General features: G+C 62.7%; 24 protein-coding genes and 1 tRNA gene. 15 read left to right on the forward strand and 10 right to left on the reverse strand.

Annotation, left to right across the window (positions count from 1 at the left end; all coding sequences use genetic code 11):
- Position 1: 1 nt before the first annotated feature.
- Genes J2046_RS03395 through thrC form a run of 4 tightly spaced genes read right to left on the reverse strand, consistent with a single transcriptional unit; the run spans position 2 to position 6,270 of the window.
- Positions 2–2,914 (reverse strand): EAL domain-containing protein, encoded by a 2,913-nt coding sequence (locus J2046_RS03395; RefSeq protein WP_210049499.1) that lies wholly within the window; start codon positions 2,912–2,914, stop codon positions 2–4.
- Positions 2,911–3,522 (reverse strand): GNAT family N-acetyltransferase, encoded by a 612-nt coding sequence (locus J2046_RS03400; protein WP_210049500.1) that lies wholly within the window; start codon positions 3,520–3,522, stop codon positions 2,911–2,913. Before J2046_RS03400 ends, J2046_RS03395 begins: the two co-directional genes overlap by 4 nt.
- Positions 3,523–3,540: 18 nt before the next feature.
- Complete coding sequence (locus J2046_RS03405) at positions 3,541–4,839, reverse strand: M16 family metallopeptidase (RefSeq protein ID WP_210049502.1); 1,299 nt, start codon at positions 4,837–4,839, stop codon at positions 3,541–3,543.
- A 30-nt stretch (positions 4,840–4,869) separates the two neighbouring features.
- Positions 4,870–6,270 carry a threonine synthase gene (thrC, locus tag J2046_RS03410; protein WP_210049504.1) on the reverse strand — a complete coding sequence of 467 codons (1,401 nt, stop codon included), beginning with the start codon at positions 6,268–6,270 and terminating at the stop codon, positions 4,870–4,872.
- A gap of 140 nt (positions 6,271–6,410) precedes the next feature.
- Between thrC and J2046_RS03415 the strand changes: the two genes are divergently transcribed.
- The gene (locus J2046_RS03415; protein WP_210049752.1) at positions 6,411–6,971 is read left to right on the forward strand and encodes a PilZ domain-containing protein; all 561 of its coding nucleotides are present in this window, start codon (positions 6,411–6,413) and stop codon (positions 6,969–6,971) included.
- A 28-nt stretch (positions 6,972–6,999) separates the two neighbouring features.
- Here the strand turns inward: J2046_RS03415 and J2046_RS03420 are convergent, their stop codons facing one another.
- Positions 7,000–7,689: an HAD family hydrolase gene (locus J2046_RS03420; RefSeq protein ID WP_210049507.1), complete on the reverse strand. Its 690-nt coding sequence runs from the start codon at positions 7,687–7,689 to the stop codon at positions 7,000–7,002.
- A 156-nt stretch (positions 7,690–7,845) separates the two neighbouring features.
- On the opposite strand from J2046_RS03420, the gene J2046_RS03425 reads away from it, so the two are divergent.
- The 3 genes from J2046_RS03425 to J2046_RS03435 all read left to right on the forward strand — a co-directional run bounded on the left by J2046_RS03425 (position 7,846) and on the right by J2046_RS03435 (position 9,764).
- Positions 7,846–8,514 carry a GntR family transcriptional regulator gene (locus J2046_RS03425; protein WP_210049509.1) on the forward strand — a complete coding sequence of 223 codons (669 nt, stop codon included), beginning with the start codon at positions 7,846–7,848 and terminating at the stop codon, positions 8,512–8,514.
- Between the two features lie 189 nt (positions 8,515–8,703).
- Positions 8,704–9,291, forward strand: a complete 588-nt coding sequence (locus tag J2046_RS03430) for a biotin transporter BioY (protein ID WP_210049511.1) — start codon at positions 8,704–8,706, stop codon at positions 9,289–9,291.
- A complete protein-coding gene (locus J2046_RS03435; protein WP_210049513.1) occupies positions 9,291–9,764 on the forward strand; it encodes a DUF1284 domain-containing protein in 474 nt (157 codons plus the stop codon). The genes J2046_RS03430 and J2046_RS03435 overlap by 1 nt, the downstream gene beginning before the upstream one ends.
- On the opposite strand, the gene J2046_RS03440 is transcribed toward J2046_RS03435, so the two are convergent.
- Complete coding sequence (locus J2046_RS03440; protein ID WP_210049516.1) at positions 9,715–10,398, reverse strand: ArsR/SmtB family transcription factor; 684 nt, start codon at positions 10,396–10,398, stop codon at positions 9,715–9,717. The genes J2046_RS03435 and J2046_RS03440 overlap by 50 nt on opposite strands.
- Positions 10,399–10,468: 70 nt before the next feature.
- On the opposite strand from J2046_RS03440, the gene J2046_RS03445 reads away from it, so the two are divergent.
- The 4 genes from J2046_RS03445 to J2046_RS03460 all read left to right on the forward strand — a co-directional run bounded on the left by J2046_RS03445 (position 10,469) and on the right by J2046_RS03460 (position 13,256).
- On the forward strand, positions 10,469–10,798 hold the full coding sequence (locus J2046_RS03445; protein WP_037158034.1) for an NIPSNAP family protein: 330 nt from the start codon (positions 10,469–10,471) through the stop codon (positions 10,796–10,798).
- Complete coding sequence (locus tag J2046_RS03450) at positions 10,795–11,142, forward strand: antibiotic biosynthesis monooxygenase family protein (protein WP_210049518.1); 348 nt, start codon at positions 10,795–10,797, stop codon at positions 11,140–11,142. Before J2046_RS03445 ends, J2046_RS03450 begins: the two co-directional genes overlap by 4 nt.
- 131 nt (positions 11,143–11,273) lie before the next feature.
- Entirely contained in the window at positions 11,274–11,987 is a 714-nt protein-coding gene (locus tag J2046_RS03455) for a transporter substrate-binding domain-containing protein (RefSeq protein ID WP_210049520.1), read from the forward strand.
- A 138-nt stretch (positions 11,988–12,125) separates the two neighbouring features.
- Positions 12,126–13,256 (forward strand): site-specific DNA-methyltransferase, encoded by a 1,131-nt coding sequence (locus J2046_RS03460; RefSeq protein WP_037158026.1) that lies wholly within the window; start codon positions 12,126–12,128, stop codon positions 13,254–13,256.
- 113 nt (positions 13,257–13,369) lie between these two features.
- Here the strand turns inward: J2046_RS03460 and J2046_RS03465 are convergent, their stop codons facing one another.
- Together J2046_RS03465 and mutY are read right to left on the reverse strand one after the other, a co-directional pair.
- A complete protein-coding gene (locus tag J2046_RS03465) occupies positions 13,370–13,984 on the reverse strand; it encodes an HAD family hydrolase (protein WP_210049521.1) in 615 nt (204 codons plus the stop codon).
- Between the two features lie 19 nt (positions 13,985–14,003).
- Positions 14,004–15,089, reverse strand: a complete 1,086-nt coding sequence (gene mutY / locus J2046_RS03470; RefSeq protein ID WP_210049523.1) for an A/G-specific adenine glycosylase — start codon at positions 15,087–15,089, stop codon at positions 14,004–14,006.
- Between the two features lie 99 nt (positions 15,090–15,188).
- Here mutY and J2046_RS03475 point away from each other — a divergent pair, with 99 nt between their 5' ends.
- The 5 genes from J2046_RS03475 (at position 15,189) to J2046_RS03495 (ending at position 23,519) form a co-directional block, all read left to right on the forward strand.
- Entirely contained in the window at positions 15,189–15,698 is a 510-nt protein-coding gene (locus tag J2046_RS03475) for a DUF721 domain-containing protein (protein WP_210049525.1), read from the forward strand.
- Between the two features lie 145 nt (positions 15,699–15,843).
- Positions 15,844–16,548, forward strand: a complete 705-nt coding sequence (locus J2046_RS03480; protein WP_210049527.1) for a DsbA family protein — start codon at positions 15,844–15,846, stop codon at positions 16,546–16,548.
- 36 nt (positions 16,549–16,584) lie between these two features.
- Positions 16,585–20,046 carry a chromosome segregation SMC family protein gene (locus tag J2046_RS03485; RefSeq protein ID WP_210049529.1) on the forward strand — a complete coding sequence of 1,154 codons (3,462 nt, stop codon included), beginning with the start codon at positions 16,585–16,587 and terminating at the stop codon, positions 20,044–20,046.
- Between the two features lie 372 nt (positions 20,047–20,418).
- On the forward strand, positions 20,419–23,091 hold the full coding sequence (ppdK, locus tag J2046_RS03490) for a pyruvate, phosphate dikinase (protein WP_210049531.1): 2,673 nt from the start codon (positions 20,419–20,421) through the stop codon (positions 23,089–23,091).
- Positions 23,088–23,519: a GNAT family N-acetyltransferase gene (locus J2046_RS03495; protein WP_210049533.1), complete on the forward strand. Its 432-nt coding sequence runs from the start codon at positions 23,088–23,090 to the stop codon at positions 23,517–23,519. The genes ppdK and J2046_RS03495 overlap by 4 nt, the downstream gene beginning before the upstream one ends.
- Positions 23,520–23,595: 76 nt before the next feature.
- Here the strand turns inward: J2046_RS03495 and J2046_RS03500 are convergent, their stop codons facing one another.
- A complete protein-coding gene (locus J2046_RS03500) occupies positions 23,596–23,862 on the reverse strand; it encodes a hypothetical protein (RefSeq protein ID WP_210049535.1) in 267 nt (88 codons plus the stop codon).
- A gap of 196 nt (positions 23,863–24,058) precedes the next feature.
- Here J2046_RS03500 and J2046_RS03505 point away from each other — a divergent pair, with 196 nt between their 5' ends.
- Positions 24,059–24,952 (forward strand): DUF1499 domain-containing protein, encoded by an 894-nt coding sequence (locus J2046_RS03505; RefSeq protein ID WP_210049536.1) that lies wholly within the window; start codon positions 24,059–24,061, stop codon positions 24,950–24,952.
- Here J2046_RS03505 and J2046_RS03510 read toward each other — a convergent pair.
- Positions 24,949–25,860, reverse strand: a complete 912-nt coding sequence (locus J2046_RS03510; RefSeq protein WP_210049538.1) for an MBL fold metallo-hydrolase — start codon at positions 25,858–25,860, stop codon at positions 24,949–24,951. The genes J2046_RS03505 and J2046_RS03510 overlap by 4 nt on opposite strands.
- Positions 25,861–26,053: 193 nt before the next feature.
- On the opposite strand from J2046_RS03510, the gene J2046_RS03515 reads away from it, so the two are divergent.
- Positions 26,054–26,128: transfer RNA gene (locus J2046_RS03515), tRNA-Gln, on the forward strand.
- The last annotated feature ends 41 nt before the right edge of the window (positions 26,129–26,169 follow it).

A 26,169-nucleotide genomic window follows, 5' to 3' on the forward strand; every position in this document is an offset into this window, starting at 1 on the left:
ATCACGCCCGTTTCGTCAGTGGGAATCGTTCCTTCAGCAGCTTGAGAACGGCGTCTGCCGGGGCGGGTGGGCCGAAAAGATAGCTCTGGCCGAAATGGCAGCCCATTTTGGCGAGTTCCGCTGCATCCTCGTCAGTCTCTATACCTTCCGCCACCACTGTCATGTCGAGTGCCCGGGCCATGGCGATCACCGATCGTAGCAGGATCGCCCGCTTTTCCGTGGCATCCCTGACCAGAGCCTTGTCGAGCTTGATCGTATCGAAGGGGAATTGCGTGAGATAGGCAAGCGAGGAATAGCCGGTGCCGAAATCGTCGAGCGCCAGGCTGAGGCCCGTCTCCTTGAGCTTGGCAAGCACGAGGCGCGCCTGCTCCGGATTTTCCATCATCAGCGATTCGGTGAGTTCCAGCTTGATCTGGCCCGGATTGATCTGCGTCTTCTGGAGCAGGGTCCTCACGTCGTTGTAGAGTTCGGCGTTCAGGAGCTGTGCGCTCGACAGGTTGACCGAGACGAAGATCGGCAGGTCGCCCGTCTGGTGCTGCCAGTTCATCAGGTCGGAGGCGGCGCGGTCCATGGCGAACAGGCCGAGCGGTTCGATGAGATCCGACATCTCTGCGATCGGGATGAACTCCGAGGGCGGTATGCTGCCGCGCTTCGGATGATCCCAGCGCATCAACGCTTCGAAACCGGCGACTTCACCGTCCGTCAACCGGATGATCGGCTGGTAGGCGAGCGACAACTCCTTGCGTTCGATAGCGCGGCGGAGATCCGTCTCGATCTGCAGTTTATCGGTGCCGGAGGTGCGGAACGCGGGGCGGAAGGGCTCGACGCGGTTGCCGCCGCCCCGTTTCGCCCGGTACATGGCAAGCTCGGCATCGGCGAGCATGCCGGCAGCGCTTTCCTGCTGGTCGACCCAGGAGGCAAGCCCAATCGAGGCGGTCAGGATGATTTCGCGATTGGCGAAGTTGATCGGCACCATGATCGCCTTGGAGACGGCATCGGCGAAGTCCGCCACCTTGGCCGGGTCCCGCTCGGATACGAGAATGAGGCCGAACTGGTCGCCGGCAAGCCGCGCCAGCGTATCCTGCGGTTTGAGGAGGCGTCGGAGCCGCCTCGTCAACGCGATCAGGATATTGTCGCCTGCTGCGATTCCAAGCGAATCGTTGACCTGCTTGTAGCGGTCGATATCGATTGCCATGACTGTCGGCCGCACGGTATCGCCGCCGGGCGCAAGCGTCAGCACGGATTGGAGGCGATCGAGGAAAACCTGACGGTTCGGCAGGCCGGTAAGATTGTCGTGCAGGGCGTCCTGCAACAGGCGTTCGACGGAGTTCCTCTGCTCGGTGGTATCGACGATCGTGCCGACGCAGCGAATGATCTCACCGTTCAAGCCGAGCACCGGCCGGGCACGGATATGCAGCCAGTGGAAATGACCGTCCTCGGCGCGGATGCGGAATTCATGGTTCAGCCGGCCGCGACGGTGTTCGAGAAGCACGTCGAGCGTGGCGCGGAAGCGGTCGCGGTCGTCCGGGTGCAGCCGCGGCACCCAGTTGCGCACCGGCCCATGCATGGCGCCGGGATCCAGCCCGAGGCGGGCGGAAATGTCCGGCGTGGTGACGACGCGGTCGCGTGCCACGTCCCAGTCCCAGACGGTATCGCCGCTCCCCGTCAGCGCCAGCGACTGCCGTTCGAGATCGGAGAACAGGCCTTGCTGATAAGCGCCGCCGGCAAAGGCGTGCTGCATCACCGTGAAGCCGATCAGGAGAACGATCAGCACGAGGCCTCCGCCGAGCGCCGGCTGGACAATATCGTTGTCGAGTCTCCCGGTCACCGTCATCCAGCTGCCGAACAGCCAGACGAGGATCAGCGCCCAGGTGGGTACGAGCAGGATGGCTCGGTCGTAGCGGTTGAAGCCGAGATAGATGATGAGCAGGATGCCGACCGTGCCGGTCAGTGCGAAGGAAAGGCGGGCGATGCCGGCTGCGACGGACGGGTCATAGATCGCCACGCCGCCGAGCAGCACGAGCCCGACGATCCAGGCGAGCGTCGCATAGCCCAGATGCACGTGCCAGCGGTTGAGGTTCAGATAGGTGAACAGGAAGATGACAAGCGAGGAGGCGAGCGCCACTTCGGCACCTGCGCGCCAGATTCGCTGGTCGCTCGCGGTGATGGTGATGAGCTTGTCGAGAAAGCCGAAGTCGACGCAGATATAGGCGAGGACCGCCCAGGCAAGCGCGGCCGCCGCCGGCAGCATGGAGGTGCCCTTCACCACGAAGAGGATGGTCAGAAAGACGGCGAGCAGGCCGGCAATGCCGAGCACGATGCCGCGATAGAGCGTGAACGAGTTGACGGTGTCTTTGTACGCATCCGGTTGCCAAAGATAGATCTGAGGCAGCGAAGGTGTGGCAAGTTCCGCGACGAATGTGATGGTGGAACCGGGATTGAGCGTGATGCGGAAGACGTCCGCATCCGGGCTAGGCACCCGGTCCAGCGCAAACCCTTCCGACGGTGTGATGGAGATGATGCGCTGCGAACCGAGATCCGGCCAGAACATCTTGGAGTTCACCAGGCGGAAATGCGGCGCGACGATCACCCGTTCGAGCTGTTCTTCCGATACGTTGGAAAGCGCGAAGACCGCCCAGTCGCCCTGGTGGCGGGGAGAGCTTGCCCGCACCTCGATGCGGCGCCGGATGCCGTCGGCGCCAGCGGCAGTGGAAACCTGAAAGGCCTCGCCCTGGTTGGTGTAGATATCGGTTGTCTTGGTGAGGTCGAGCGCCGTGTCGTCACGCGAGATTTTGACCGGCTCCGCCGCCTGGGCCATGGGCGCTGCGGCGAGCACCAAGACGGTGGCAAGGAAGGCGAAGAGCCCCGGAAGCCAGCGGATCAACGGGCGAACGCGCGAGAGACGGGCACTCATGGTTTCAGCATCTTCCCGAATTCACCATCTTCCGGCAACCGGGAAAACATCAGGTGGTCGCGCCATTCGCCGTTGATTTTGAGATATTTCCGCAAAAGACCTTCCCGCTCGAAGCCGGCTTTTTCGAGAAGCCGGACACTTTTCCAATTCTCCGGAATACAGGCTGCCTCAATTCGGTGCAACTGAAGCCCGCCGTAGATATAGGGGATAGCCACCTTCAATGCGGCCAACATATGGCCCTGTCCCGCATGTTTTTCACCCATCCAGTATCCGATCATGCAGCTTTGGGCCGCACCCCTGCGGATATAACCGATGGTGAGGCCGCCGAGCAGCACGTCATCCTCCCGGCGGAAGAGGAGGAGCGGTATGGCGAGGCCCGACGCATATTCCTGCCCGCTTCTGATGACTCGGGCGCGGAACGAAGCCTCGGTCAGTTCGTCCGGCCGCCAGACCGGCTCCCAGGGTTGCAGGAAGGCGCGGCTTTCCGAACGCAGCTTGTACCACTGCCTGTAGTCGGAGTGGCGCGGAAGCCGGAGCAGGTGGTTTTCGCCATAAAGCTCTGGTGTGTCCGGCTGTCGCGACAAGAACCGAAACACCGACTTTGCCATGCCATGCTCCAGCCGGAATCAGCCGGCAGCCTTCTTCGTCTGGAACCCCGGCGAGGAAAGCGCCGTGGTGATGTCGGCCAACGGCGCGAGTTGCTCGATCGGGCCAACGGCGGACAATGTCGGAACTGTATCGAAAAACAGCCGTCCGGCAAGATCGGTGAGCCGTTCGGTGGTGATGCCGGCAAGTCTTTCCATCATTTCGGGGTTGGGGATCGGTCGCCCGTAAAGCATCATCTGCCGGGCGATCTGGCCGGCGCGCGCCGCCGGGCTTTCCTGACCCATCAGGAGCTGGGCGCGGATCTGCGCGCGGGCGCGGTCGATTTCCTGCTGGTCGATCGTTTCGGCTGCCTTGCGCAGCTCGTCGATCACGACCGGTACGAGGTTCGGCAGGTCGTCGCCGCCGGTGGCGGCATGGATGCCGAAGATGCCGGTATCGGAAAAGCCCCAGTGGAAGGCATAGACCGAATAGCAGAGGCCGCGATGTTCGCGCACTTCCTGGAAGAGGCGTGACGACATGCCGCCACCCAGGATGTTCGCGAGGATCTGCGAACAGTAGAAGTCGCGCATGTGATAGGCCTTGCCCTCGAAGCCGATCAGGAGCTGCGCGTCCATCAGGTCGCGGTCTTCGCGCACGTCGCCGCCGATATAGCGCGCGGTTTCCAGGACGGGAGTGGCGCTTGGCGTCCGGGGCAGCGTCGCGAAGCGTTCTTCCACCTGCTTGCAGAAGGCTCCGTGATCGACGGCGCCGGCGGCCACCACGAACATCCGGTCGGTCGTATAGTTGCGCGAAAGATAGTTGCGGATCTGCGCGGGCGTGAAGTCTTTCACCGTTTCCGGTGTACCCAGGATCGGCCTGCCGATCGTCTGGCCGCGATAGGCGGCTTCCGAGAAGCGGTCGAAGATGATGTCGTCCGGCGTATCATTGGCCGCGCCGATCTCCTGCAGGATGACGTGTTTTTCGCGGCGCAGCTCTTCCTCGTCGAATGCCGATTCCGTCAGGATGTCGGCGAGGATATCGACCGCGAGAGGCACATGATCCTTCAATACGCGGGCGTAATAGGAGGTGGTTTCTGTGGAGGTGGCGGCGTTGAGCTCGCCGCCGACATTCTCGATTTCCTCGGCGATGTCGCGGGCACTGCGACGCGCCGTGCCCTTGAAGGCCATGTGCTCGAGAAGATGGGCGATCCCGTGCTCATCCTCGGTCTCGTTACGCGAGCCGGACTTGATCCAGACACCCAGCGCAACGCTCTCCAGATGAGGCATGGTCTCGGTGACGACTGTCAACCCGGAGGAAAGCCGGGTGATTTCTACATTCATCTTTACGTCTTTCCGGCGCTACCGAGGACTTCAAGCGCGGGCATGCTGGCCGATGAAGGTTTCGACGGCCTTAAGCTCAGGCTCCAAGATATCGAAGCGCTCCTCCCTTTCCATAAGATCAGCAAGCCATGATGGAAGCGGCGGATCAATTCCGCAAGCGGATTTTACCGCAGCCGGGAATTTGGCCGGATGCGCGGTGGCAAGCGTCACCATCGGACTTGAGCTCCGAGCGTTCTTCTTCGCAACGAAAACACCGGTCGCCGTATGGGGGTCGATGAGGTAGCCTGTTTCGGCAAGAGTCTCTCGGATTATCGCGGCCACCTGGCGTTCCGTCGCCCGTCCGGCGCGGAATTCGCGCTTGATGGCCTTGAGCGCTTCAGGCTTGATTTCGAAGGCCCCGGACTGTTTCAGGCCTGCCATGGACGACCGCACCGCGGCAGCGTCGCGGCCGTAGGATTCAAACAGCAGCCGTTCGAAATTCGAGGAAATCTGGATGTCCATCGAGGGCGAGGTGGTCGCCTTGACACCCTTCATCTCGTAGCGGCCGCTCTTCAGCGTGCGGGCGAGGATGTCGTTGTCATTGGTGGCGATCACCAGCCGGTCGATCGGCAGGCCCATCTTCTTTGCGACATAGCCGGCGAAGATGTCGCCGAAATTGCCGGTCGGCACCGTGAAGGAGATCTTGCGGTCCGGTCCGCCGAGCGAAACAGCGGCGGTGAAGTAGTAGACCACCTGCGCCATGATGCGGGCCCAGTTGATCGAATTGACACCGGAAAGCTTCAGGCGGTCACGGAAGGCCGCGTCGTTGAACATCTCTTTGACGAGGGTCTGGCAGTCGTCGAAATTGCCCTTGATCGCCAGCGCATGCACGTTGGCCGCTTTCGACGTGGTCATCTGCCGCTGCTGCACGGGCGAGACCTTGCCATGCGGGAAGAGGATGAAGATGTCGGTGCGTTCGCGGCCGGCGAAGGCGTCGATTGCGGCTCCCCCCGTATCGCCGGAGGTGGCGCCGACGATGGTGGCGCGCTCGCCGCGCTCGGCGAGAACGTAGTCCATCAGCCGCGCCAGCAATTGCATCGCCACGTCCTTGAAGGCGAGGGTGGTGCCGTGGAAGAGTTCAAGCACGAAATCGTTGGGACCGGTCTGGACGAGCGGCACGACGGCCGGATGCCGGAACGTGGCATAGGCCTCGTCGATCATCGCCTTGAGCCTGTCGGCCGGAATCTCGCCGTCGACGAAATGTTTGAGGACCTCGAAGGCGATTTCCTGGTAGCTCTTGCCGCGCAGCGCGCGGATCTCCTTCTTCGTCAGCACCGGCCATTCGCGTGGCACGTAAAGGCCGCCGTCGCGTGCGAGCCCGGCCAGCATGGCATCCCTGAAACGGAGGGACGCGGCTTCGCCCCGGGTAGAAATGTAGTCCACGACCTTCAATCCCCAATCGATTTTTATTCGCGCCGCTGATATAGACCATGAAAATGTGCGGTGAAAGAGCGGAAAACGGCGCTCCGGTTCTCCGAAAAGGCAATGCCCGGAAATGGGCTGGAACGTGGGATGGAAGAGGGTTGAGTAGAGTGTTTGGCAAGATTTCACGTGGTCTTCTGGCGGCATCGTTCGTGGCGGCTCTCGCAGGCTGCAATTCCTCATCATCCACCGAAGGGTTGACGTCCGCCGCGCAGGCCCAGCAACCGGCGACCCCCGTCGTGCAGGCCTATTGCCCTCAGGTGGTCATGCTGGACCAGACCGCCGTATACCGTGCCTATGCGCGCGGCGGCCAGGACAATCCGGAAAAGCTGCTCTACCAGGCCTCGCTCGCCGACGCGACGCGCCAATGCACCGCCAACGAGACCACCTTGACCATCAATGTGGTCGCCCAGGGTCGCATCGTGCAGGGTCCCGCAGGTACGCCCGGCAAGGTCACGCTGCCGGTGCTCGTCGAAGTGATCGACGGCGACAATGTCATCTACTCACAGAAGATGGCATTCCCGGTCGACATGCCCGCCGGCGGCACGCAATTCATCTTCAACAAGCCGGACGTGCAGATTCCGAATGCGCCGGGCGGCGCCTCGCGCTTCACCCGCGTGCGTCTCGGCTTCGAGACAGGCCCGGCAAAGAAGCCGACCCGCCGGAGCTGATATCGGCTCCTGACCGATACGGGCCGATTCAGAGCGCGCCGCTCCATTCCCCGAGTGCCGCGACCACGGCCGGCAGGTCCATCATGCGCGAGATCACGGTCTCCGCGCCGGCATCCGTCAGTCGGTCCGCATGGCTGGGATAGGTGTGCGAGGCGCCGGTGAACCCGACGACGCGCATGCCGGCGGCTTTCGCGCCATGGATGCCGTGGACGGAATCCTCGATGACAAGCACCCTGTCCGGTGAAACCTTGAACTGTTCGGCGGCGTGCAGGAAGATGTCCGGCTTCGGCTTCACCCGGTCGCCCCCGAGATCCTTGGCCGAATAGATATGCGGTGCGAAATAGGGCTTGAGGCCGACCTTCTCCAGCATCATGTCGAGTCGGTGGCTGCTCGAATTGGAGCAGATGCAGCGCTGCGTCGTGAGGCGGGCAAGCGCAAATTTCACGCCGTCGATGATCTTCACGTCGCGGGCGAGGCGGGCATCGAGCAGTTTCTCCGACTTGTCGAGCAGCGAGGCGGAAAGGGGTATGTTCGCTTCCTTCTCCACGGCCAGCAGGATGTTCTTCCAGGTCATGCCGGCGAAACGCTCGCCCATTTCCTCGATGCTGATCGGATAACCCGCTTCGGTGAGAAGCCGCGATTCGACCTGCGCCGCGATGATTTCGGAATCGACGAGCACGCCGTCACAGTCGAAAATGATGAGGTCGAAGCCGCTCATGATGGAAGCCTTGTGTGGATGAAATGCCTTATGCGGAAGTGAAGGCGGGCCTTTTATACGACCGGGGCCGAAAGCTCAACCAATCCGCCTGCATGGCAGGTGCAAGCGAAGCGGGCGGCTCTCGACAAGGCAGGGATGGCCATCTAAGGAACGAACATGGGCAAGGAGCCGGAAGACACCATCGCCAGCCGCATCAGCCGGGTACTTGCCGATCGCATCGTGCGCGGCGAGCTCGCCGCGGGTGCACGTCTTCGCCAGGATCATATCGCCGAGGAATTCCAGACGAGCCACGTGCCGGTGCGCGAAGCCTTCCGGCGGTTGGAGGCGCAGGGGCTGGCGATCAGCGAGCCGCGCCGCGGCGTTCGCGTGGCATCCTTCGATCTCGCCGAAGTTCGCGAAGTGGCGGAAATGCGCGCCGCGCTGGAAGTGCTGGCGCTTCGCCATGCCGCGCGCCATCTGACGCCGGCCATCCTCGATGCGGCGGAAGAGGCGACCCGCGAGGGCGATGCGGCAGCCGACGTTCAGGCCTGGGAAGAGGCGAACCGTCGGTTCCACCGCCTTATCCTCGCACCCTGCGGCATGAAGCGGCTGCTTGCCTCGATCGACGACCTGCATGCGGCAAGCGCCCGTTTCCTGTTCTCCGCCTGGCAATCCGGCTGGGAGAAGCGGACCGACCACGATCATCGCGCCATTCTTGCCGCGCTACGTCAGGGCAGGGCGGAGGAGGCTGCGGCCATCCTCCAGAAGCATGTCCAATGGATCGGCCGCGGCCCGCAGCCCTCTCGGGCAGGTATGTCGCGCGAGACTTTCGCCATCGTCGGTTGATGATCCAAAATTATAGATAATTTATTTCCCTGCAAAATCTGTCAAAATCGCCGGATATCTCTGCTTGTTCGATCTTTATCGCGTCGCAGATGGCGATTGATCGCGGCAAAGCCACTTGCGAAGCGTGTGAATGTGTTTCATGAAATAGATGGGAATCAAAATTATCTATAATTTGAAAAGGAGCGATTGATGTACCTGACCAATTCCCATGAAGCCCTTGCATTCGATCCGCTGCGGCTGGCCGGCAGGTCGGTCCTGACGAAGGTCGTGTTCGTGCTGGCCGGCACGCTGGCACTGGCGATCGCCTCGCAAATCGCCGTGCCGATGGTGCCGGTGCCGATCACCATGCAGACCTTCGCGGTGACCATGATCGGCGTGCTCTACGGCTGGCGGCTCGGCGTGGTGACGGTTCTCGCATGGCTCGGCGAGGCTATGCTCGGCGCCCCGGTTCTGGCGGGCGGCGCGGGCGGAATTGCTCCTTTCATGGGGGCGACCGCCGGTTATCTCTTTTCCTTCCCGCTGGTCGCCGCCGCAGCCGGCTGGCTTGCCGAACAAGGCTGGACCGGACAGCGCCTTGTCGCCAGCTTCTCGGCGCATCTGGCCGCAAACCTCTTGTGCCTAGCGCTCGGCTGGGTCTGGCTCGCGGCGTTGATCGGAGCTGAAAAGGCATTCTGGGCCGGTGTCGCGCCCTTCATCCTCGGTGCGGCGTTGAAATCGGGCCTGGCGGCTGCTGTCCTGGCCGTGCTCGCCTCTCGCAATCGTACTGCGGCAGAGTAATGGTTAGGCTGCGGCCGCATCATCTTCTCTGCATGCTGACCTTTGTCGGCGAAGGCTATAATCCGGCCTTCGTCGCCAACTATCGCCGGATCGCGGCCCGGCTTTCTGCCGGCGAACCGATCGAAATCGTCTCCGGCCCGGACGATATCTGCGCGCCGCTTCTGCGGGATGAGGATGCACATTGCCTCGCAGCCTCGGTTGTCGGTCGTGATGCGGCGGCGCTTGCCGATCTTGGCAAGCTGCTTGGTTGTGAGCTTGAGGCAGGATCGGTGATCGTTTCCGACCCGGCGCTGCTTGAGAGATTGCGCCACGCCTTTTCCGCGGGCGTGACGCGCCGCGCCTGCGTCGGTTGCGAATGGGGCGGGCTTTGCGACCGCATCGCGGGGGAGGGATATCAAGAGGCGCTGGTGCGGGGACGAAAGCTCAATCCGCCGGAAACAGCGCCAGGAATTTCCGCTCGCCCTCGGGCGTGAACAGCACGGCGCGGCTTTCGCCGCTGCGCCTTGCCCAGCCTTTTTCGAGGAAATGCGACAGCAGCGCCTTGCCGAGCGTGCCGGCAAGATGCGAGCGCCGCTCGCTCCAGTCGAGGCAGGATTTGCAGATCGGCCGGCGGCTGGAGGAAAGCGTTCCCACATCGATGCCGATCCTGCCGAGTTCCGCCCGGCCTTCCTCCGTCATCGCCAGGTTCTCGCCATCGGTCGCAATCGCACCACGTTTGACGAAACTGTCGAGCATCCTCACACCATAATCTCCGGCCAGGTGATCGTAGCAGACCCGCGCCTTGCGCAACGCCGGATCCTTCGGTCCTGGCTGGTGGCGCAGGTGCCCGCGGCTTGCGGCAAATCCCATGAGACTTTCGAGCAGCGAGCCGGCCGCCGCATCGGCCAGCGTGAAATAGCGATGCCGTCCCTGCTTGCGCTGGGCGATGAGGCCGCCATCCTCCAGTTTCGAAAGATGCGAACTCGCCGTCTGCAGCGTCACGCCGGCTGCTTGCGCAAGCTCGGTCGCCGTCAGCGCCTGTCCGCCCATCAACGCCGTCAGCATGTTGGCGCGGGCGGGATCACCGATCAATGTTCCGATGCGGGCAATGTCTGGGCCTTCTTTCATACTTCGATCCTAGCCGAAGCATCTTCGTTCGGCAATATGGCAAAACACCCCTGCAAGACAGGAGAAAGCCATGATCACGTGTTTCATTCGCTATGAGATCGACCCGTTCAGGAAAACTGAGTTCGCCGAATATGCCCGCAACTGGGGCCAGGCGATCCCGCGCTGCGGTGCCGATCTCATCGGTTATTTCGGTCCCCATGAAGGCTCGGCCACGACCGCCTACGGCGTCTATAATATCGAGAGCCTGGCGGCCTACGAAAGCTACCGCGCCCGGCTGGCGGCCGATCCGCTCGGTCAGCAGAACTACGCCTTCGCAAAACGCGAGCGTTTTATCCTGAAGGAAGACCGGATCTTCCTGAAGAATGTGTCCACGCCCCACGGAGCTTTCGTAAAGCCATGATCGCCGTCATCTTCGAAGTCGTGCCCTATATGGGCGAACGCCACAAATATCTCGATCTTGCGGGCGAGCTTCGCTCCGAGCTCGAAAGGATCGATGGATTCATCTCGATCGAACGCTTCGAGAGCCTCACCATGCGCGGAAAACTTCTCTCGCTCTCCTTCTGGCGGGACGAGGAGGCGGTGCGTCAGTGGCGCAATCTCGAAGCCCATCGCGCCGCCCAGCGGGCGGGGCGCAATGGCATCTTGGCCGATTACCGCCTGCGCATCGGCCATGTTCTGCGCGACTACGGCATGTTCGAGCGCGACGAGGCGCCGGAGGACAGCCGCAAGGTGCATGCGGCGTGATTTTTCCAAGATCCCCGGCCTGTACTGGCTTCTGTTTCGAAAGGCCGTTGCCCTGCGTGGAAGCGAGTCGGCAGGCTTAGATTTTCCGATGCGGCGTACCATCCGCGGGGTTTCCGTGCTATAGGACGGCCATGGCTGATTTCGCATATCTCATCGAGCCGCCCTTCAACTACCGGCGGCCGGACGGAACCGTGACCGGCTGCGATGTCGAGCTTGCGCGAACGGTTCTGGCGATGGCTGGCGTCCGCGATGTCACCATGGCTGAAACCGAGTTCGCGCAGCTCCTGCCCGGCCTCGACGATGGCCGATGGCGGATGACGACGGGCCTTTTCTCCACGCAGGAGCGCAGGCGGTTCGCCGCTTTCAGCCGGCCGATCTGGGCCTTGCCGGACGGGTTGCTGGTGCGGCAGGGCAATCCCATGCGCCTTACCGGATACAGATCGGCCGCGCAGGCGGAAGGCTGCGTGCTGGCCGTCATCCGCGATCAGTTCCAGCACCGGTCCGCCATAGGGTTTGGCGTGCCAAAGGAGCGCATCCTGATCTTGGAAACCTATGCCGATGCCGCAGCCGCCATATTGGACGGGCGGGCGGATGGCTATGCGAGCGTCGCGCGGGCGCATGGTGGCTATCTGGAGCAAAACAGGGGGCTGCCCCTGGAGACGGTCATCGTCGGTCGAGACGAGAAGGAGCCGGCATTCGGTTCGTTCGCATTCCGCAAGTCGGATGCGATACTCAGGCAGGCGGTCGACGACGCGCTTCTGGCTTATCTCGGTTCAGGGGAGCACCGTGCGATGATGAAGACATTCGGCTTCGATGATGCTGAGATCGATCTGGTAGCAGGCTAGGGAGACCGCGCCTCCCGTCCTGGATCGCGGTCCTCAAAAATTTTCTCGAAATCGTTCAATGCTTTCAGCTTTTGGTAACCAAGCTGGGTAACCATAACAGCCAGTAAATTCGTTCGAGTACAGCGTAGCGAGTATCTAATGGCAGCAGTTCTTCCGCTGGCCGATCTGCAGGGGCAGGTCCGTCGGGTTTCCTGGCTCAACTCCATCATCAAGGGCGATTGCGTCGCCGCTCTGGAGGCGCTGCCGGATCACTCCGTCGACGCGATCTTTGCCGATCCTCCGTATAACCTTCAGCTTGGCGGCACGCTGCACCGCCCCGACCAGTCGCTGGTCGATGCCGTCGACGATGACTGGGACCAGTTCTCCTCCTTCGAGGTCTATGATGCCTTCACCCGCGCCTGGCTGCTCGCCTGCCGCCGTGTGCTGAAGCCGAACGGCACCATCTGGGTCATCGGCTCCTATCACAACATCTTCCGCGTCGGCGCGATCATGCAGGACCTGAATTTCTGGCTGCTGAACGACATCGTCTGGCGAAAGGTGAACCCGATGCCGAATTTCAAGGGCCGCCGGTTCCAGAACGCCCACGAGACGATGATCTGGGCGAGCCGTGACGCCAAGGCGAAAAGCTATACCTTCAACTATGATGCGCTGAAGGCGTCGAATGAAGACGTCCAGATGCGCTCCGACTGGCTCTTTCCGATCTGCTCCGGTTCCGAGCGCCTGAAGGATGACGATGGCAAGAAGGTCCACCCGACCCAGAAGCCGGAAGCGCTGCTGGCCCGCGTCATCATGGCGTCCACCAGGCCCGGCGACGTCATCCTCGACCCCTTCTTCGGTTCGGGAACGACCGGTGCGGTGGCGAAGCGTCTTGGCCGCAATTTCGTCGGCATCGAGCGCGAACAGGATTACATCGATGCCGCCGCCGCCCGCATCGCGGCCGTCGAACCGCTCGGCAAGGCGGAACTGACGGTCATGACCGGCAAGAAGGCCGAGCCTCGCGTGGCCTTCAACGCGCTGATCGAGGCGGGCCTCGTCCGTCCGGGCCAGGTGCTGACCGACGCAAGGCGTCGTTTCAGCGCCATCATCCGTGCCGACGGCACGCTTTCGGCCAACGGCGAGGCCGGTTCCATTCATCGCCTGGGCGCAAAAGTGCAGGGCTTTGATGCATGCAACGGATGGACGTTCTGGCACTTCGACGACGGGCAATCGCTCAAGCCCATCGATGAACTCAGGACCGTCATCCGCAACGACCTGGCAAAATTGGACTGATCCACCGGTCCCGCCAGATCGCACAAATTCCTTGCCCGGTCATGTACCTCTAGTCCCGGGTGAGGAGAATTGGCGCTCGGGGAGGCTGACCCCGGGCGCCATATTTCTTTCGGTCAGACCTCCACGCCGTAGCCGGCGAGGTCCTTTCTAAGCGTTTCGGGATCCTTGAAATGCACCGCCTGCCAGCCGGCGGCGCGGGCACCTTCCACATTCGGATAGGAATCGTCGATGAAGATCGTCGCTTCCGGGACGAGGCCGAAATCGCGGGCATGCCTTTCGTAGATCGCCACGTCCGGCTTGATGAGGCCGATCTCGCCGGAAACGGTGACGCCCCGCGGCTTGTCGAGGAAGGGAAACAGTCTCCTGGCGTCGACGAATGTGTCGGCGGCGAAGTTGGTCAGCATCGTCACGTCGCGGCCGCTGTCGATCAGGCCTTCCATTATCGCCACCGAGCCGTCATAGGCATGCGGAACCATCTCGTGCCAGTATTTGCGAAAGGCGCGAATCTGTTCCTCCCGCTGGGGATGCTCGGCGATCAGCAGCGCTTCGGCATCCTCCCAGGTGCGGCCGCGGTCCTGTTCCAGGTTCCATTCATGGGTGCAGACATTGAGGAAGAACCATTTGCGTTCTTCTTCATCGGGGATGAGGCGGCTGAAGGGAATGTTCGGATCGTAGTGGATCAGCACCTTGCCGATGTCGAAGACGATGTGATCGATCGTGGCCGCCATTGAGTATTCCTTGAAAGAATCAGTTCGGGTGTTTTTCGAAGGCTCGCGGAATAGCCTGCGCAATTGCTTTTTTCATGACAGTCGGCAATGCCTGGGCCTCAAGATTTGTGACCGGCTCCCACCACCCGTCATCGACGGCGACCTTCTCGGTCAGCGCCCGGAAGACGGAAAGCCTGAGTTCGAAATGGGTGAAGACATGGACGACCGTGCCGCAGGCTTCCCAGCCGGCAGGAAAGGGAGCATGGTCTGCCGTCGTGCCGCCGTCGACCCGCGAAGTCCAGGCAGTGGTTGGCACTTCCGTCATGCCGCCGAGCAAGCCGCTTTCGATGCGGCGCTTTAGAAGCGCTTCGCCCTCGGGCGTCACGGCGACGAAGGCCGCACCGAACCGCACCGGCTTTTCCTTCTTAGCCGCCTTGACCGGAAAGCTCTCCGGGTCGTGTTCGGCAAAGGCAAGACAGTCGTCACGGAAGGGACAGAGTGCGCAGGTCGGCCGTTTCGGTGTGCAGATCGTAGCGCCGAGATCCATCATCGCCTGGGCGAAGTCGCCCGGCCGGTCCGAAGGCGTCAGTTCGGCGACCTTGGCCTTCATCAAAGGCTTGGAGCCCGGCAGCGGCGCATCGATGGCGTGGAGCCGCGAGATCACCCGCTCCACATTGCCGTCCATCACGGCGGACTGCCGGTTGAAGGCGATCGCCGCAATGGCCGCTGACGTATAGTCGCCGATGCCGGGAAGCGCCCTCAGTCCCTCCTCCGTATCCGGGAAGACGCCACCATGTTCCAGGGCCACTGCCTCGGCGCATTTCTTGAGGTTGCGGGCGCGAGCGTAGTATCCAAGCCCGGCCCAGGCCGCCATCACCTCCTCGATAGGGGCGGCCGCCAGATCGGTCACCTTGGGCCAGAGCGCCAGGAATTTGGCGAAATAGGGTTTGACGGCCTGCACGGTCGTCTGCTGCAGCATCACTTCCGAGAGCCAGACATGGTAGGGATCGGCCCGTTTTCCGGCCTTCGCGGCAGCCGGGTTCACCCGCCAGGGCAAGTCCCGGTGGTGCCGGTCGTACCAGGAAAGAAGCTTCGGGGCATGGGGTGCGGGGAGCGTCTGGAGCATCGTTTGCCGTAACGGGAGGAGATGCCCTATACTTGAAACAGGAATGCGCCGCCATCAAGGATGGCGCGGACGAATGCGACCAGGAATCCGACAAGAGCGATGAGTTATCCAAAGAAAGGCACCCGGCGAGGCGTCGTCCAGATTTCCGAGGTCGCGAACGGCATCATCGATCCGGTGCTGGCCCGCCGTGCCGGCATATCGACGGCGCTGCTCGGCTCCTGGAACGAGATCGCCGGCGAGGGTTTTGCCGACTGCACGCGGCCGGAGAAGATCGTCTGGCCGCGCAATGATGGGTATGGCGAAACGAGTTATCAGCCCGGCGTTTTGACGATTGCCTGCGAAGGCGCTCGCGCGCTGTTTCTCACCCATGCCCAGGGCGAACTGATCGCTCGCATCAACGGCTTTTTCGGTTTTCCCGCTGTTCGGCAGATCCGCATCGTCCAGAAGCCCGTCTCGCCAACTTCCAGACATCCGAAGAAGCCGCCGCCGCTGAAAGGCGAGGCTGCGAAACGCCTAGAAACCATGATGGAAGGCATCGAAAGCGAGGCCTTGAAAAAGGCGGTGGCCCGGCTCGGCACCGCCGTCCTGCAGAAGAAACGCAAGGCGTGAGCGCGGAGAACTTGCGTTCATCTCTGATACACTTTCGATTTGTCACAATTCTTTGAAGAGTTTTGCCTATCGACAGCTTGTTCGCGTTCGGGTGCCGCGATACGGAATGTCAAACAATTCGAGACCTCTCGCACACGGGTGTTCTATGCAGATGAACGATATCACCATCACCAGGCGCGCACTTTTCGGCGGAGTGGCCGTGGCCGCTCTTTGCCTGACGCTGCCGCTCGGCGCTTCACAGGCCTTCGCGCAGGAAATTCCGGAATCGCAAGGCGACGTGGATATGGCCGAAGCGCTGAAGCCCGGTCCGCTGCCGGAAATGGCGCTCGGTGAAGAGAATGCCCCGGTGAAAATCATCGAATACATGTCGATGACCTGCCCGCATTGCGCCAATTTCCACAACAATACTTTCGAGGCCATCAAGACCAAATATGTCGATAGCGGCAAGGTTCGCTTCATCATCCGGGAGTTCCCGTTCGATCCGGTCGCGACGGCCGCCTTCATGCTGGCCCGCTGCAACCCGCAGAACTCGCAGGAGCTTTCCACGGCCGCGCAGTATTTCCCGATGATCTCGATGCTCTTCAAGCAGCAGCGCGCCTGGGCGGCTCCTGCCGACGGCAATGTCCGCAATGCCCTGCTCCAGAGCGTCAAACTTGCAGGTTACTCACAGCAGAGTTTCGAGGCTTGCTTGACGAACCAGAAGCTTCTCGATGAAGTAAATGAAGTCGTGAAGCGGGGCGCGGACAAATTTGGTGTGAATTCCACGCCGACCTTCCTGATCAACGGCAAGAAGTATTCGGGAGACATGTCGGTTGAATCCATGTCCAAGCTCATCGACAGCCTGTTGTGAGCACTCTTTCCCTGAAGGGAAGGTGAGGGGCGCGGCATGAAGTTCACCAAGCTGCGCCTTATCGGATTCAAGTCCTTCGTCGAGCCGACGGAATTCATCATCGAGCGCGGGCTGACCGGTGTGGTCGGCCCGAACGGTTGCGGCAAGTCCAACCTTGTCGAAGCGCTGCGCTGGGTGATGGGCGAGAACTCCTACAAGAACATGCGTGCGTCCGGCATGGATGACGTGATCTTTTCCGGCTCCGGCAATCGCCCGGCCCGCAACACCGCTGAGGTCGGGCTTCATCTCGACAATTCCGACCGCACCGCGCCCGCGGCCTTCAACGATGCCGACGAAATCCAGGTAAGCCGTCGCATCGAGCGCGAATCCGGCTCCATCTATCGCATCAACGGCAAGGAGGCGCGCGCCAAGGACGTGCAGCTTCTCTTTGCCGATGCCTCGACCGGCGCGCGGTCGCCCTCCATGGTCGGGCAGGGCCGGATCGGCGAACTCATCCAGGCAAAACCCCAGGCTCGCCGCCAGCTCCTGGAAGAGGCGGCCGGCATTTCCGGCCTGCATTCCCGCCGTCACGAGGCGGAACTCAGGCTGCGCGCGGCAGAGGGCAATCTCGAACGCTTGGACGACGTTCTGACCCAGCTCGAAACACAGATCGAAAGCCTGAAGCGTCAGGCTCGTCAGGCGAACCGCTTCAAGACGCTGTCGGCCGATATCCGCGCCCGCGAGGCTATGCTGTTGCATATTCGCTGGGTGCAGGCAAAGGAGGCGGAAGGTGAAGCGGAAAGCGCGCTCAACCAGGTGACGGCCATTGTCGCAGAGAAGGCGCAGGCGCAGATGGAGGCGGCCAAGAGCCAGGCCGTCGCAAGTCTCAAGCTGCCGGAGCTGCGCGAGGAGGAGGCGAAAGCCGGCGCGGCCCTGCAGCGCATCCAGATCGCCCGCGGGCAACTGGAGGAGGAGGCAAACCGGCTCTTGAAGCGTCGTGACGAGCTTACGCGGAGGCTCGCTCAGCTCGGAGAGGACATCCGTCGCGAGGAGCAGCTCGCCGCCGACAATGCCGTCTTCCTTGAAAAGCTGGACCAGGAGGAAGCCGAACTTAGCGATATGCTGGCCGATTCCGGCCTGGAAGCGGACGAATTGCGCGAGGCCTTCGAAACGGCCGCCGCGGCACTCGCCGAAAATGAAAAGCTGTTTTCCGCCATCACCGCGGAGCGCGCAGAAGCTGCCGCTGGCCGCAATCAGCTCGAACGGCTGATCCGCGATCTCGCCGAACGCCGCCAGCGTCTCGACCGGCAGCTTGCCGATGCGACCGCTGAGCTTGACGCCATCAACGAACGTCTCTCCGGTCTCGATGATCCTGCCGAGAAGCGTGAAGCGGTGGAGGCGGCGGAGATTGCGGTCGAGGAGGCTGCGGTGATCGTTGAGGAGGTGGAAGCCGCACTTGCTTCCGCTAGATCCAATGAACAGATGGCCCGGGGACCAGTGGATGCCGCCCGTTCGGCGCTCAACGCGCTGGAGACCGAAGCGCGCACCATTTCGAAAATGCTGGCCGCCGGCGCCGCTTCCGGCGATTTCGTCGCAGTTGCGGAAATGATCCGCGTCGATCGCGGATACGAAGCTGCACTTGGCGCCGTACTCGGCGACGATCTTGAAAGCCCGATCGACAGTTCTGCGCCGACCTACTGGTCACTGAACGGCGATGGCTCCGGCGATCCGGCTCTGCCGCGTGGCGCAGAACCGCTGATCGCCCGTGTGACCGCGCCGCCGGAACTCTCCCGTCGCCTCGCGCAGATCGGCATTGTTGCCGAAGTGGACGCGCATCGCCTGATGCGTGAGCTCGCGCCCGGCCAGCGGCTGGTGACCAGGGAAGGTGGTGTCTATCGCTGGGACGGGCATGTGACCGGTTCCGAAGCGCCGGGCGCTGCAGCGCTCAGGCTTTCCCAGAAGAACCGGTTGTCGGAACTGGAAGCGGAGATCGACGAGGCCCGCATCCTGCTCTCGGAGGCCGAAGTGGCGCTTGCCTCGGCTGCCGCCGAGATCGGCGCAAGGGAACGGCAGCTCAACGACGCCCGCGACCGCAACCGGCTTGCCGCCCGACGGCTCACCGAAGCGCGCGACGCGCTGGCCGCCGCAGAGCGCGCCGCCGGTGATCTGATGCGCCGCCGCGATGTCGCCACCGAAGCCGTGAACCAGCTCAACACGCAGATCGAGGATATCGGCCTGCAGGAGGAGAACGCCAGGGTCGAGCTTGAAGATGCGCCGGATATTTCCGGCATCGACAACCGGCTTCGCGAACAGCAGGCGGTGGTGGCGACCGATCGCGGCCTGCTTGCCGAGGCGCGTGCCCGCTACGAGGGTCTGAGCCGCGAGACCGAGGCTCGCAAGCGCCGGCTTGCCGCGATTGCGCAGGAGCGCGCCTCCTGGACGGCGCGGGCGACGAGTGCTGCCGATCATATTGCAAGCCTGCGTGAGCGCGAAGAGGAGGCCCGCGAGGAGATCGTTGACCTTGAGGCCGCCCCCGAAGAGTTCGATGACAAGCGGCGTGCGCTGCTCAACGAATTGCAGAAGGCGGAGGAGGCCCGTCGCACCGCCGCCGATCGGCTGGCCGAAGCCGAAACCCGCCAGCGCGAGGCGGATCGGATTGCCGCGATCGCTCTTTCCGAGCTTGCCGAAGCGCGCGAAAAGCGCGGCAGGGCCGAAGAACGCCTGGTGTCGGCTGCCGAGAAGCGTCACGAGAGCGAGCAGCGGATCCGCGAGACTTTGAATGTCGCACCACATGAGGTGCTTCGGCTTGCAGGCATCAGGCCCGAGGCGCCGATGCCCGATATCCGCGAGATCGAGCGCGAGGTCGATCGGTTGCGGATGGAGCGCGAGCGGCTCGGCGCCGTCAACCTGCGCGCCGACGAGGAGCAGAAGGAACTGTCCGACAAGCTCGATATACTGATGCGCGAGCGTGCCGACGTCATCGATGCGATCCGCAAGCTGCGCGGCGCGATCCAGAGCCTCAACCGCGAAGGCCGCGAGCGCCTGCTGGCCGCTTTCGATGTGGTCAATGCCGAGTTCCAGCGGCTCTTTACCCACCTGTTCGGCGGCGGCACCGCCGAACTGCAGCTGATCGAATCGGATGATCCGCTCGAAGCTGGTCTTGAGATCCTTGCCCGTCCGCCAGGCAAGAAGCCGCAGACCATGACGTTGCTTTCCGGCGGGGAGCAGGCTCTGACCGCCATGGCGCTCATCTTCGCCGTCTTCCTCACCAACCCGGCGCCGATCTGCGTATTGGACGAAGTGGATGCGCCGCTGGACGACCACAACGTGGAGCGCTACTGCAACCTTATGGATGAAATGGCGGCCTCCACGGAAACCCGCTTTGTCATCATCACCCACAACCCGATCACCATGGCCCGCATGAACAGGCTCTTCGGCGTCACGATGGCCGAACAGGGGGTCTCCCAGCTCGTATCCGTCGATCTGCAGACAGCAGAACTGATGCGTGAGGCGAGTTGAGCAATTTACCGAATTTCATAAAAATGCTCACGATTACGTAGAATCACCCATATGGGGGATGCAATTTTTCGGTTATTAGTGTCTTGTGATCGTGGATTTCGAATAAATGTCGTCCTTTGGCGTTAAGCGAGGAACGGCGATCGAGTTTCCTACCCCCCGTCCGGGTTTCCTGTCCTGGGCGGAAAGCTTTGCGGGGCCGCCTGTGATCCGGCCCCGCAAAGCTTTGTTTTTTGGGGTGGCCCTGCACCCTCCTTTAACGCTCTCGTCATCGATTATGTTGCGACGCAACATAATCCTGCCTTCATCCGTTCCCAAACCATCATAAAACTTGTAGTTATTGCAAAAAGAGACTGCGTTGGGGTGGAGAGCAGTATGACGAAGTGGGTCTATCGCTTCGGCGGAGGCGAGGCGGAAGGCCGTTCCGCAGATGTCGAGCGGCTTGGCGGCAAGGGCGCCAATCTTGCGGAAATGGCGAGTCTTGGCCTGCCTGTGCCGCCGGGACTGACGATCGTTGCTGAAGCCTGCGCCTTTTATTTCGACAATGACAAGGCACTTCCAGAGGAACTGAAAGCGCAGGTCCTCGAAGGCATTGCAGCCATGGAAGAGCTGACCGGCCGCACATTCGGCGGGCATCCCAAGCCGCTGCTGCTCTCCATACGTTCAGGCGCGCGCGCCTCCATGCCCGGCATGATGGATACTGTTCTCAATCTCGGCCTCAATGACGAGACCGTGCAGGCTCTCGGCCATGACGCGGGCGATGCGCGCTTCGCCTGGGACAGCTACCGCCGCTTCATCCAGATGTATGCCGACGTGGTCATGGGCCTCGACCATGAGGTTTTCGAGGAAATCCTCGAGGATGAGAAGGCGCGCTTTGGCCACGAATACGATACGGATCTTTCCGCTGTCGAATGGCAGCATGTCGTCGGCATCTACAAGCAGATGATCGAGGAGGAACTCGGCGAGAGCTTCCCGCAGGACCCGCATGTGCAACTCTGGGGGGCAATTGCCGCCGTCTTTTCGAGCTGGATGAACCCGCGCGCCAAGACCTATCGCACCCTGCATCGCATTCCGGAGGAATGGGGCACGGCCGTCAACGTCCAGGCCATGGTCTTCGGCAATCTTGGCTCCTCGTCGGCGACCGGCGTGGCCTTCACCCGCAATCCGTCCACCGGCGAGAGGGCGCTTTATGGCGAGTTTCTGGTGAATGCTCAGGGTGAGGATGTCGTGGCGGGAATCCGCACGCCGCAATCGATCACCGAAGAGGGACGCCTCGCGTCCGGTTCGGAAAAGCCGTCCATGGAGAAGCTGATGCCGGAGGCATTTGCGGAGTTCAAGGAGATCTGCGGACGGCTGGAAGCGCATTACCGCGACATGCAGGATCTCGAATTCACCGTCGAGCGCGGCAAGCTCTGGATGCTGCAGACGCGATCCGGCAAGCGCACCACCCGTGCCGCAATGAAGATTGCCGTGGATATGGTCGCTGAACGACTGATCACCGAGGAAGAGGCTGTCTGCCGCATCGAGCCGCCTTCGCTGGACCAGCTTCTTCATCCGACTATCGATCCGCGCGTCGAGCGCCATGTCATCGGGTCCGGCCTGCCGGCTTCGCCAGGGGCGGCGACCGGTGAGGTCGTCTTCACGGCGGAAGAGGCTGTGCAGGCGGAGGCCGAAGGTCGCAAGGTCATCCTGGTGCGCATCGAAACGAGCCCCGAAGATATCCACGGCATGCACGCGGCGGAAGGCATCCTGACCACCCGCGGCGGCATGACCAGCCACGCGGCCGTCGTCGCCCGCGGGATGGGCATCCCTTGCGTGGTCGGCGCCGGCTCCATGCGCGTCGACATGCGCAATGAGGTGCTGATCAGCGTCGGCGGGATGACGCTGAAGCGGGGCGATACGATCACCATCGATGGCTCCTCCGGCCAGGTCTTGGAGGGTGCCGTGCCGATGATACAGCCGGAGCTTTCCGGTGATTTCGGCAAGCTGATGGCCTGGGCCGACAAGTGCCGCCGCATGACCGTGCGCACCAATGCCGACACGCCGCAGGACGCCCGCGCAGCCCGTTCCTTCGGTGCGGAAGGCATCGGGCTCTGCCGCACCGAACACATGTTCTTCGAAGGCGATCGCATTCAGGTGATGCGCGAGATGATCCTTGCCGAGGACGAGGGCGGCCGGCGCGCGGCGCTTGCGAAACTTCTGCCGATGCAGCGTTCCGATTTCGTCGAGCTCTTCTCGATCATGCACGGCCTGCCGGTGACGATCCGGCTGCTCGATCCACCGCTGCATGAATTCCTGCCGAAGACGGAGGCCGAGATTGCCGACGTCGCGAAAGCCATGGGCATGTCGCCGGCCTTTCTTGCCCGCCGCATCGATGCGATCCACGAGTTCAACCCGATGCTCGGCCATCGCGGCTGCCGGCTGGCCATCTCCTATCCCGAGATCGCCGAAATGCAGGCCCGTGCCATCTTCGAGGCGGCCGTGGAGGCGGCCAAGGTGACCGGTGAGCCGGTGGAACTGGAAATCATGGTGCCGCTCGTCAGCCTCCGCACCGAACTGGACTATGTGAAGGATGTGATCGACCGCGTCGCCGAGGATGTGGCGAAGGAAAGCGGCACGCCGATCCGCTATCTTGCCGGCACGATGATCGAGCTGCCACGTGCGGCAATCCGCGCCCATGTGATCGCCGAGACGGCGGAGTTCTTCTCCTTCGGGACGAACGACCTGACCCAGACCACATTCGGCATCTCGCGTGACGATGCGGCCGCCTTCATCCCCACCTATCAGAGGAAGGGCATCATCGAACACGACCCGTTCATCTCGCTCGATTTCGACGGCGTCGGCGAACTGATCCGGCTGGCGGCGGAGCGCGGCCGCAAGGCCCGCAACGATCTGAAACTCGGCATCTGCGGCGAGCATGGCGGCGATCCGGCCTCGATCCATTTCTGCGAGGATTCCGGTCTCGATTACGTCTCCTGCTCGCCCTTCCGCGTGCCGATCGCGCGGCTTGCCGCGGCGCAGGCCGCAATCGAGAGGAGGAAGCGATGAATCCGATAACGGTCCTGTCCGTGCCCGTCTTCAGCACGCTCTGCAACGAAGGGTTTCGGCTGCGCCGCGAAGTCTTCATCGTCGAGCAGAACGTCCCCGCCGACATGGAGTTCGATGCGGACGACCTGACGGCGTTTCATTTCGTCGCCGTCGTGTCGGGCGAGGTCTGCGGCACGCTGCGCGTCATCCATGCGGACGATTCCGTCAGGATCGGTCGGGTGGTGGTGAGCCTTCCCTGGCGCGGCAAGGGTGTCGCAAGCGCCATGATCCGCCACGCAATGGAAGCGCACAGGGATGTGCGCGGCAACCGCTTCTATCTGACGGCGCAGAGCGACAAGACGGCCATGTACGAGCGATTCGGCTTTAAGATCCATGGCGACGAGTTCTTCGAAGTCGGTATCCCGCATTACGAGATGCGGAATTTCTGACATTCCCGTCTGTCTCGGTTATGTTCCACCGCGATACCGGCGTAAGGTCGGCCCGGCCTGGATACGCGTCGACCACCTATTTCCGCTCGACGATCACCCGGCGCTCGACCACCATCGGGCTCCACATCATCGAACTGCTGCGGATCTGGAAGGCGCGGGATTCGGCGCGGCGGTCGAGTTCCAGGTCGAGCATGCAGCGGGCCATCGCCTCCGTGCCGCGCCGGAAGCCGTAGCCGGCGCAGGTATTCTCGTCTGCCGCGCGGCGTTCCTCGGGCGTCATGGTCTGGCAGGCCGCAAGCGGACCGGCAAGCACGGCAAGCACAACGAGGCGGTAAAGACGCATGGCAGGAACTCCCTTTCAGTAGCCGAGTGCGAATCTGAGGATTCCATTCCGGGCCGAGCTGTTTTACACATGAAAGCATGACGCCCGGAAGTGGAAACCGTTTCCGGGATAACGACATGCGCAGAGACAAGATCCGAGACGCACAACGTGTATATGAGTACCCGCTGTGCTTTTGCCATGGAGCCTGCCCGATCCGATGACCGTCCGTTTCGTCCGGCCCGTTTCCCATTCGGCCTATGCCGCCCGCAGGCTCGGCCTTTCGGCGCTCATGCTCTTCGTCATTGCGGTGCTGGCGCATCGCCTCGGTCCGCTGACGACCCCGGATTTCCTGTCGCTGACCTTTCTTTCGGCGGCGATCGCCGCGGTGTCGGTGCCGTTCTCGCTGATCGGCCTCGCCCGTCTCTGGCAGGTGGGCGCGGAAGGCGGCGTCGCGGCCGGCAAGGGACTCTTCTACGCAGCCATTCCGCTTGGGGTCGTGGCAACCGGCGCTTTCTATTATTACACCTTGCCGGCCCTCCATGACATCTCGACCGACCTTGCCGATCCGCCGCCCTGGGTTGTCGAGCCGCAGGCGAGGCAGCAATGGCTGCCGCGGATCGATGCCATCACGCCGGCCGACCGCCGCGCCCAGTTCTCCGCCTATCCCGGGCTGACCGGCCGGCGCTACGAGGGAGCGCTCGACCGCGTCTACGAGGGCGTGCAGAAGGCGGTGCTTTCCGCCCGCATCTCGATCACCAGGAAGGAAGGCGTCGAACTGGTCGAGCCTGATATCGCCGAACGCCCGGCGCCCGAGGACGAGCAGGCACCCGTGCCGGATTTGGCGCCGATCCCGCTGCCGCGACCGGAGCCGCTGCTTTCCCCCATCTTCGGCAATGCCAGCGATGTCCTCTTGCAGGGCGAGACCCGCACGCTGGTTCTGGGGCTTCGTTTCGATCTCGTCATCCGTCTGCGGGAAGATGCCGAAACCACCTCGGTCGATATCCGCGTCGCGTCCCGCTACGGCCCGCACGATCTTGGCATGGGCGAGGCGATTGCCGAGGATTTCCTCGACCGGCTCGATACGGAACTTCTAGGCATCGCCGGGAACTAAACCAGCCGATATGCGCCAGAGAGCGAGGGCGGGCCTTCGGTCGCCACCCGGCCTTTCTCAATGAGGTCTTCCAGATGCGCGAGCACGGAGAGTGCCGCGGCACCATGCAGGCGCGGATCGGTGCTGGCATAGATCACCCTCACCATGTCGGATATCAGCCGGTCGCCCGCCCGGATGCGTTCCAGGACGGCGCGTTCGCGCATGCGGCGATGGGTCCGCAGGCCGCGCAGGAAGGAGGCAGGTTCCTTCACGGGTCCGCCGTGGCCAGGGAGGAATATGCGGTCCTCCCGCTCCAGGAGCTTCTCGATCGAGGCCATGAAATCCGCCATGGAACCGTCAGGCGGCGCGACGATCGTGGTCGCCCAGGCCATCACATGGTCGGCGGAGAAAAGCACGCCCGTGCCCTGGAGCGCGAAGGCCGCGTGATTGGCCGTGTGGCCGGGCGTATGGACGGCGGCGAGCGCCCAGCCGTCTCCCTCGATGATCTCGCCGTCCGCAACCGCGATATCCGGCACGAAGCCGGTATCCGAGCTTTCCGCGAACGGGTTCACCTCGCCCGCATGCAGCGGCCTTGCGGCGCGGTGCGGCCCTTCCGCGACGGTCAGCGCGCCGGTCGCATCCTTGAGCCGCCGGGCGAGGGGCGAATGGTCGCGATGGGTGTGGCTGACGAAGATATGGGTGACCTCGCGGCCCCTGAGCGCGGCCATCAGCGCGTCGAAGTGCGCGTCGTTTTCCGGACCCGGATCGATGACTGCAACCGAGGAACGACCGACGATATAGGTATTGGTGCCGTGGAAGGTGAATGGCGAGGGGTTGTTGACGGTGAGCCGCTGCACGCCGTCGGCCGCGGGCACGGCCATGCCGTAGGCTGGCGAAAATTCCATGTCGAAAGTGAGGTCCTCTGCCATGCCGGCCCCGGCGCTTGCCTGATTTTCCGATCTGTTCCGAAACGCTCTAGCACCGCTTCTGCTGCGGCGCATTCAAAAACAGCCATCGGAAAATCGGAAAAATCGCAAAGTTAGACGTTGAGGGGGCGAGAAAGCTTTGCTACAGCAGGCCCGCTTGTCCGGGCGGTTTTATACCGATATATCGCCCGGGCGTTGGGGCGTAGCCAAGCGGTAAGGCAGCGGTTTTTGGTACCGCCATCCCCTGGTTCGAATCCAGGCGCCCCAGCCACGCTTTGTTTGGCCTGTTATGCTCGACCTAGTCCTGCATCA

The organism is Neorhizobium petrolearium (genome assembly GCF_017873175.1).
GTDB classification, from domain to species: domain Bacteria; phylum Pseudomonadota; class Alphaproteobacteria; order Rhizobiales; family Rhizobiaceae; genus Neorhizobium; species Neorhizobium petrolearium.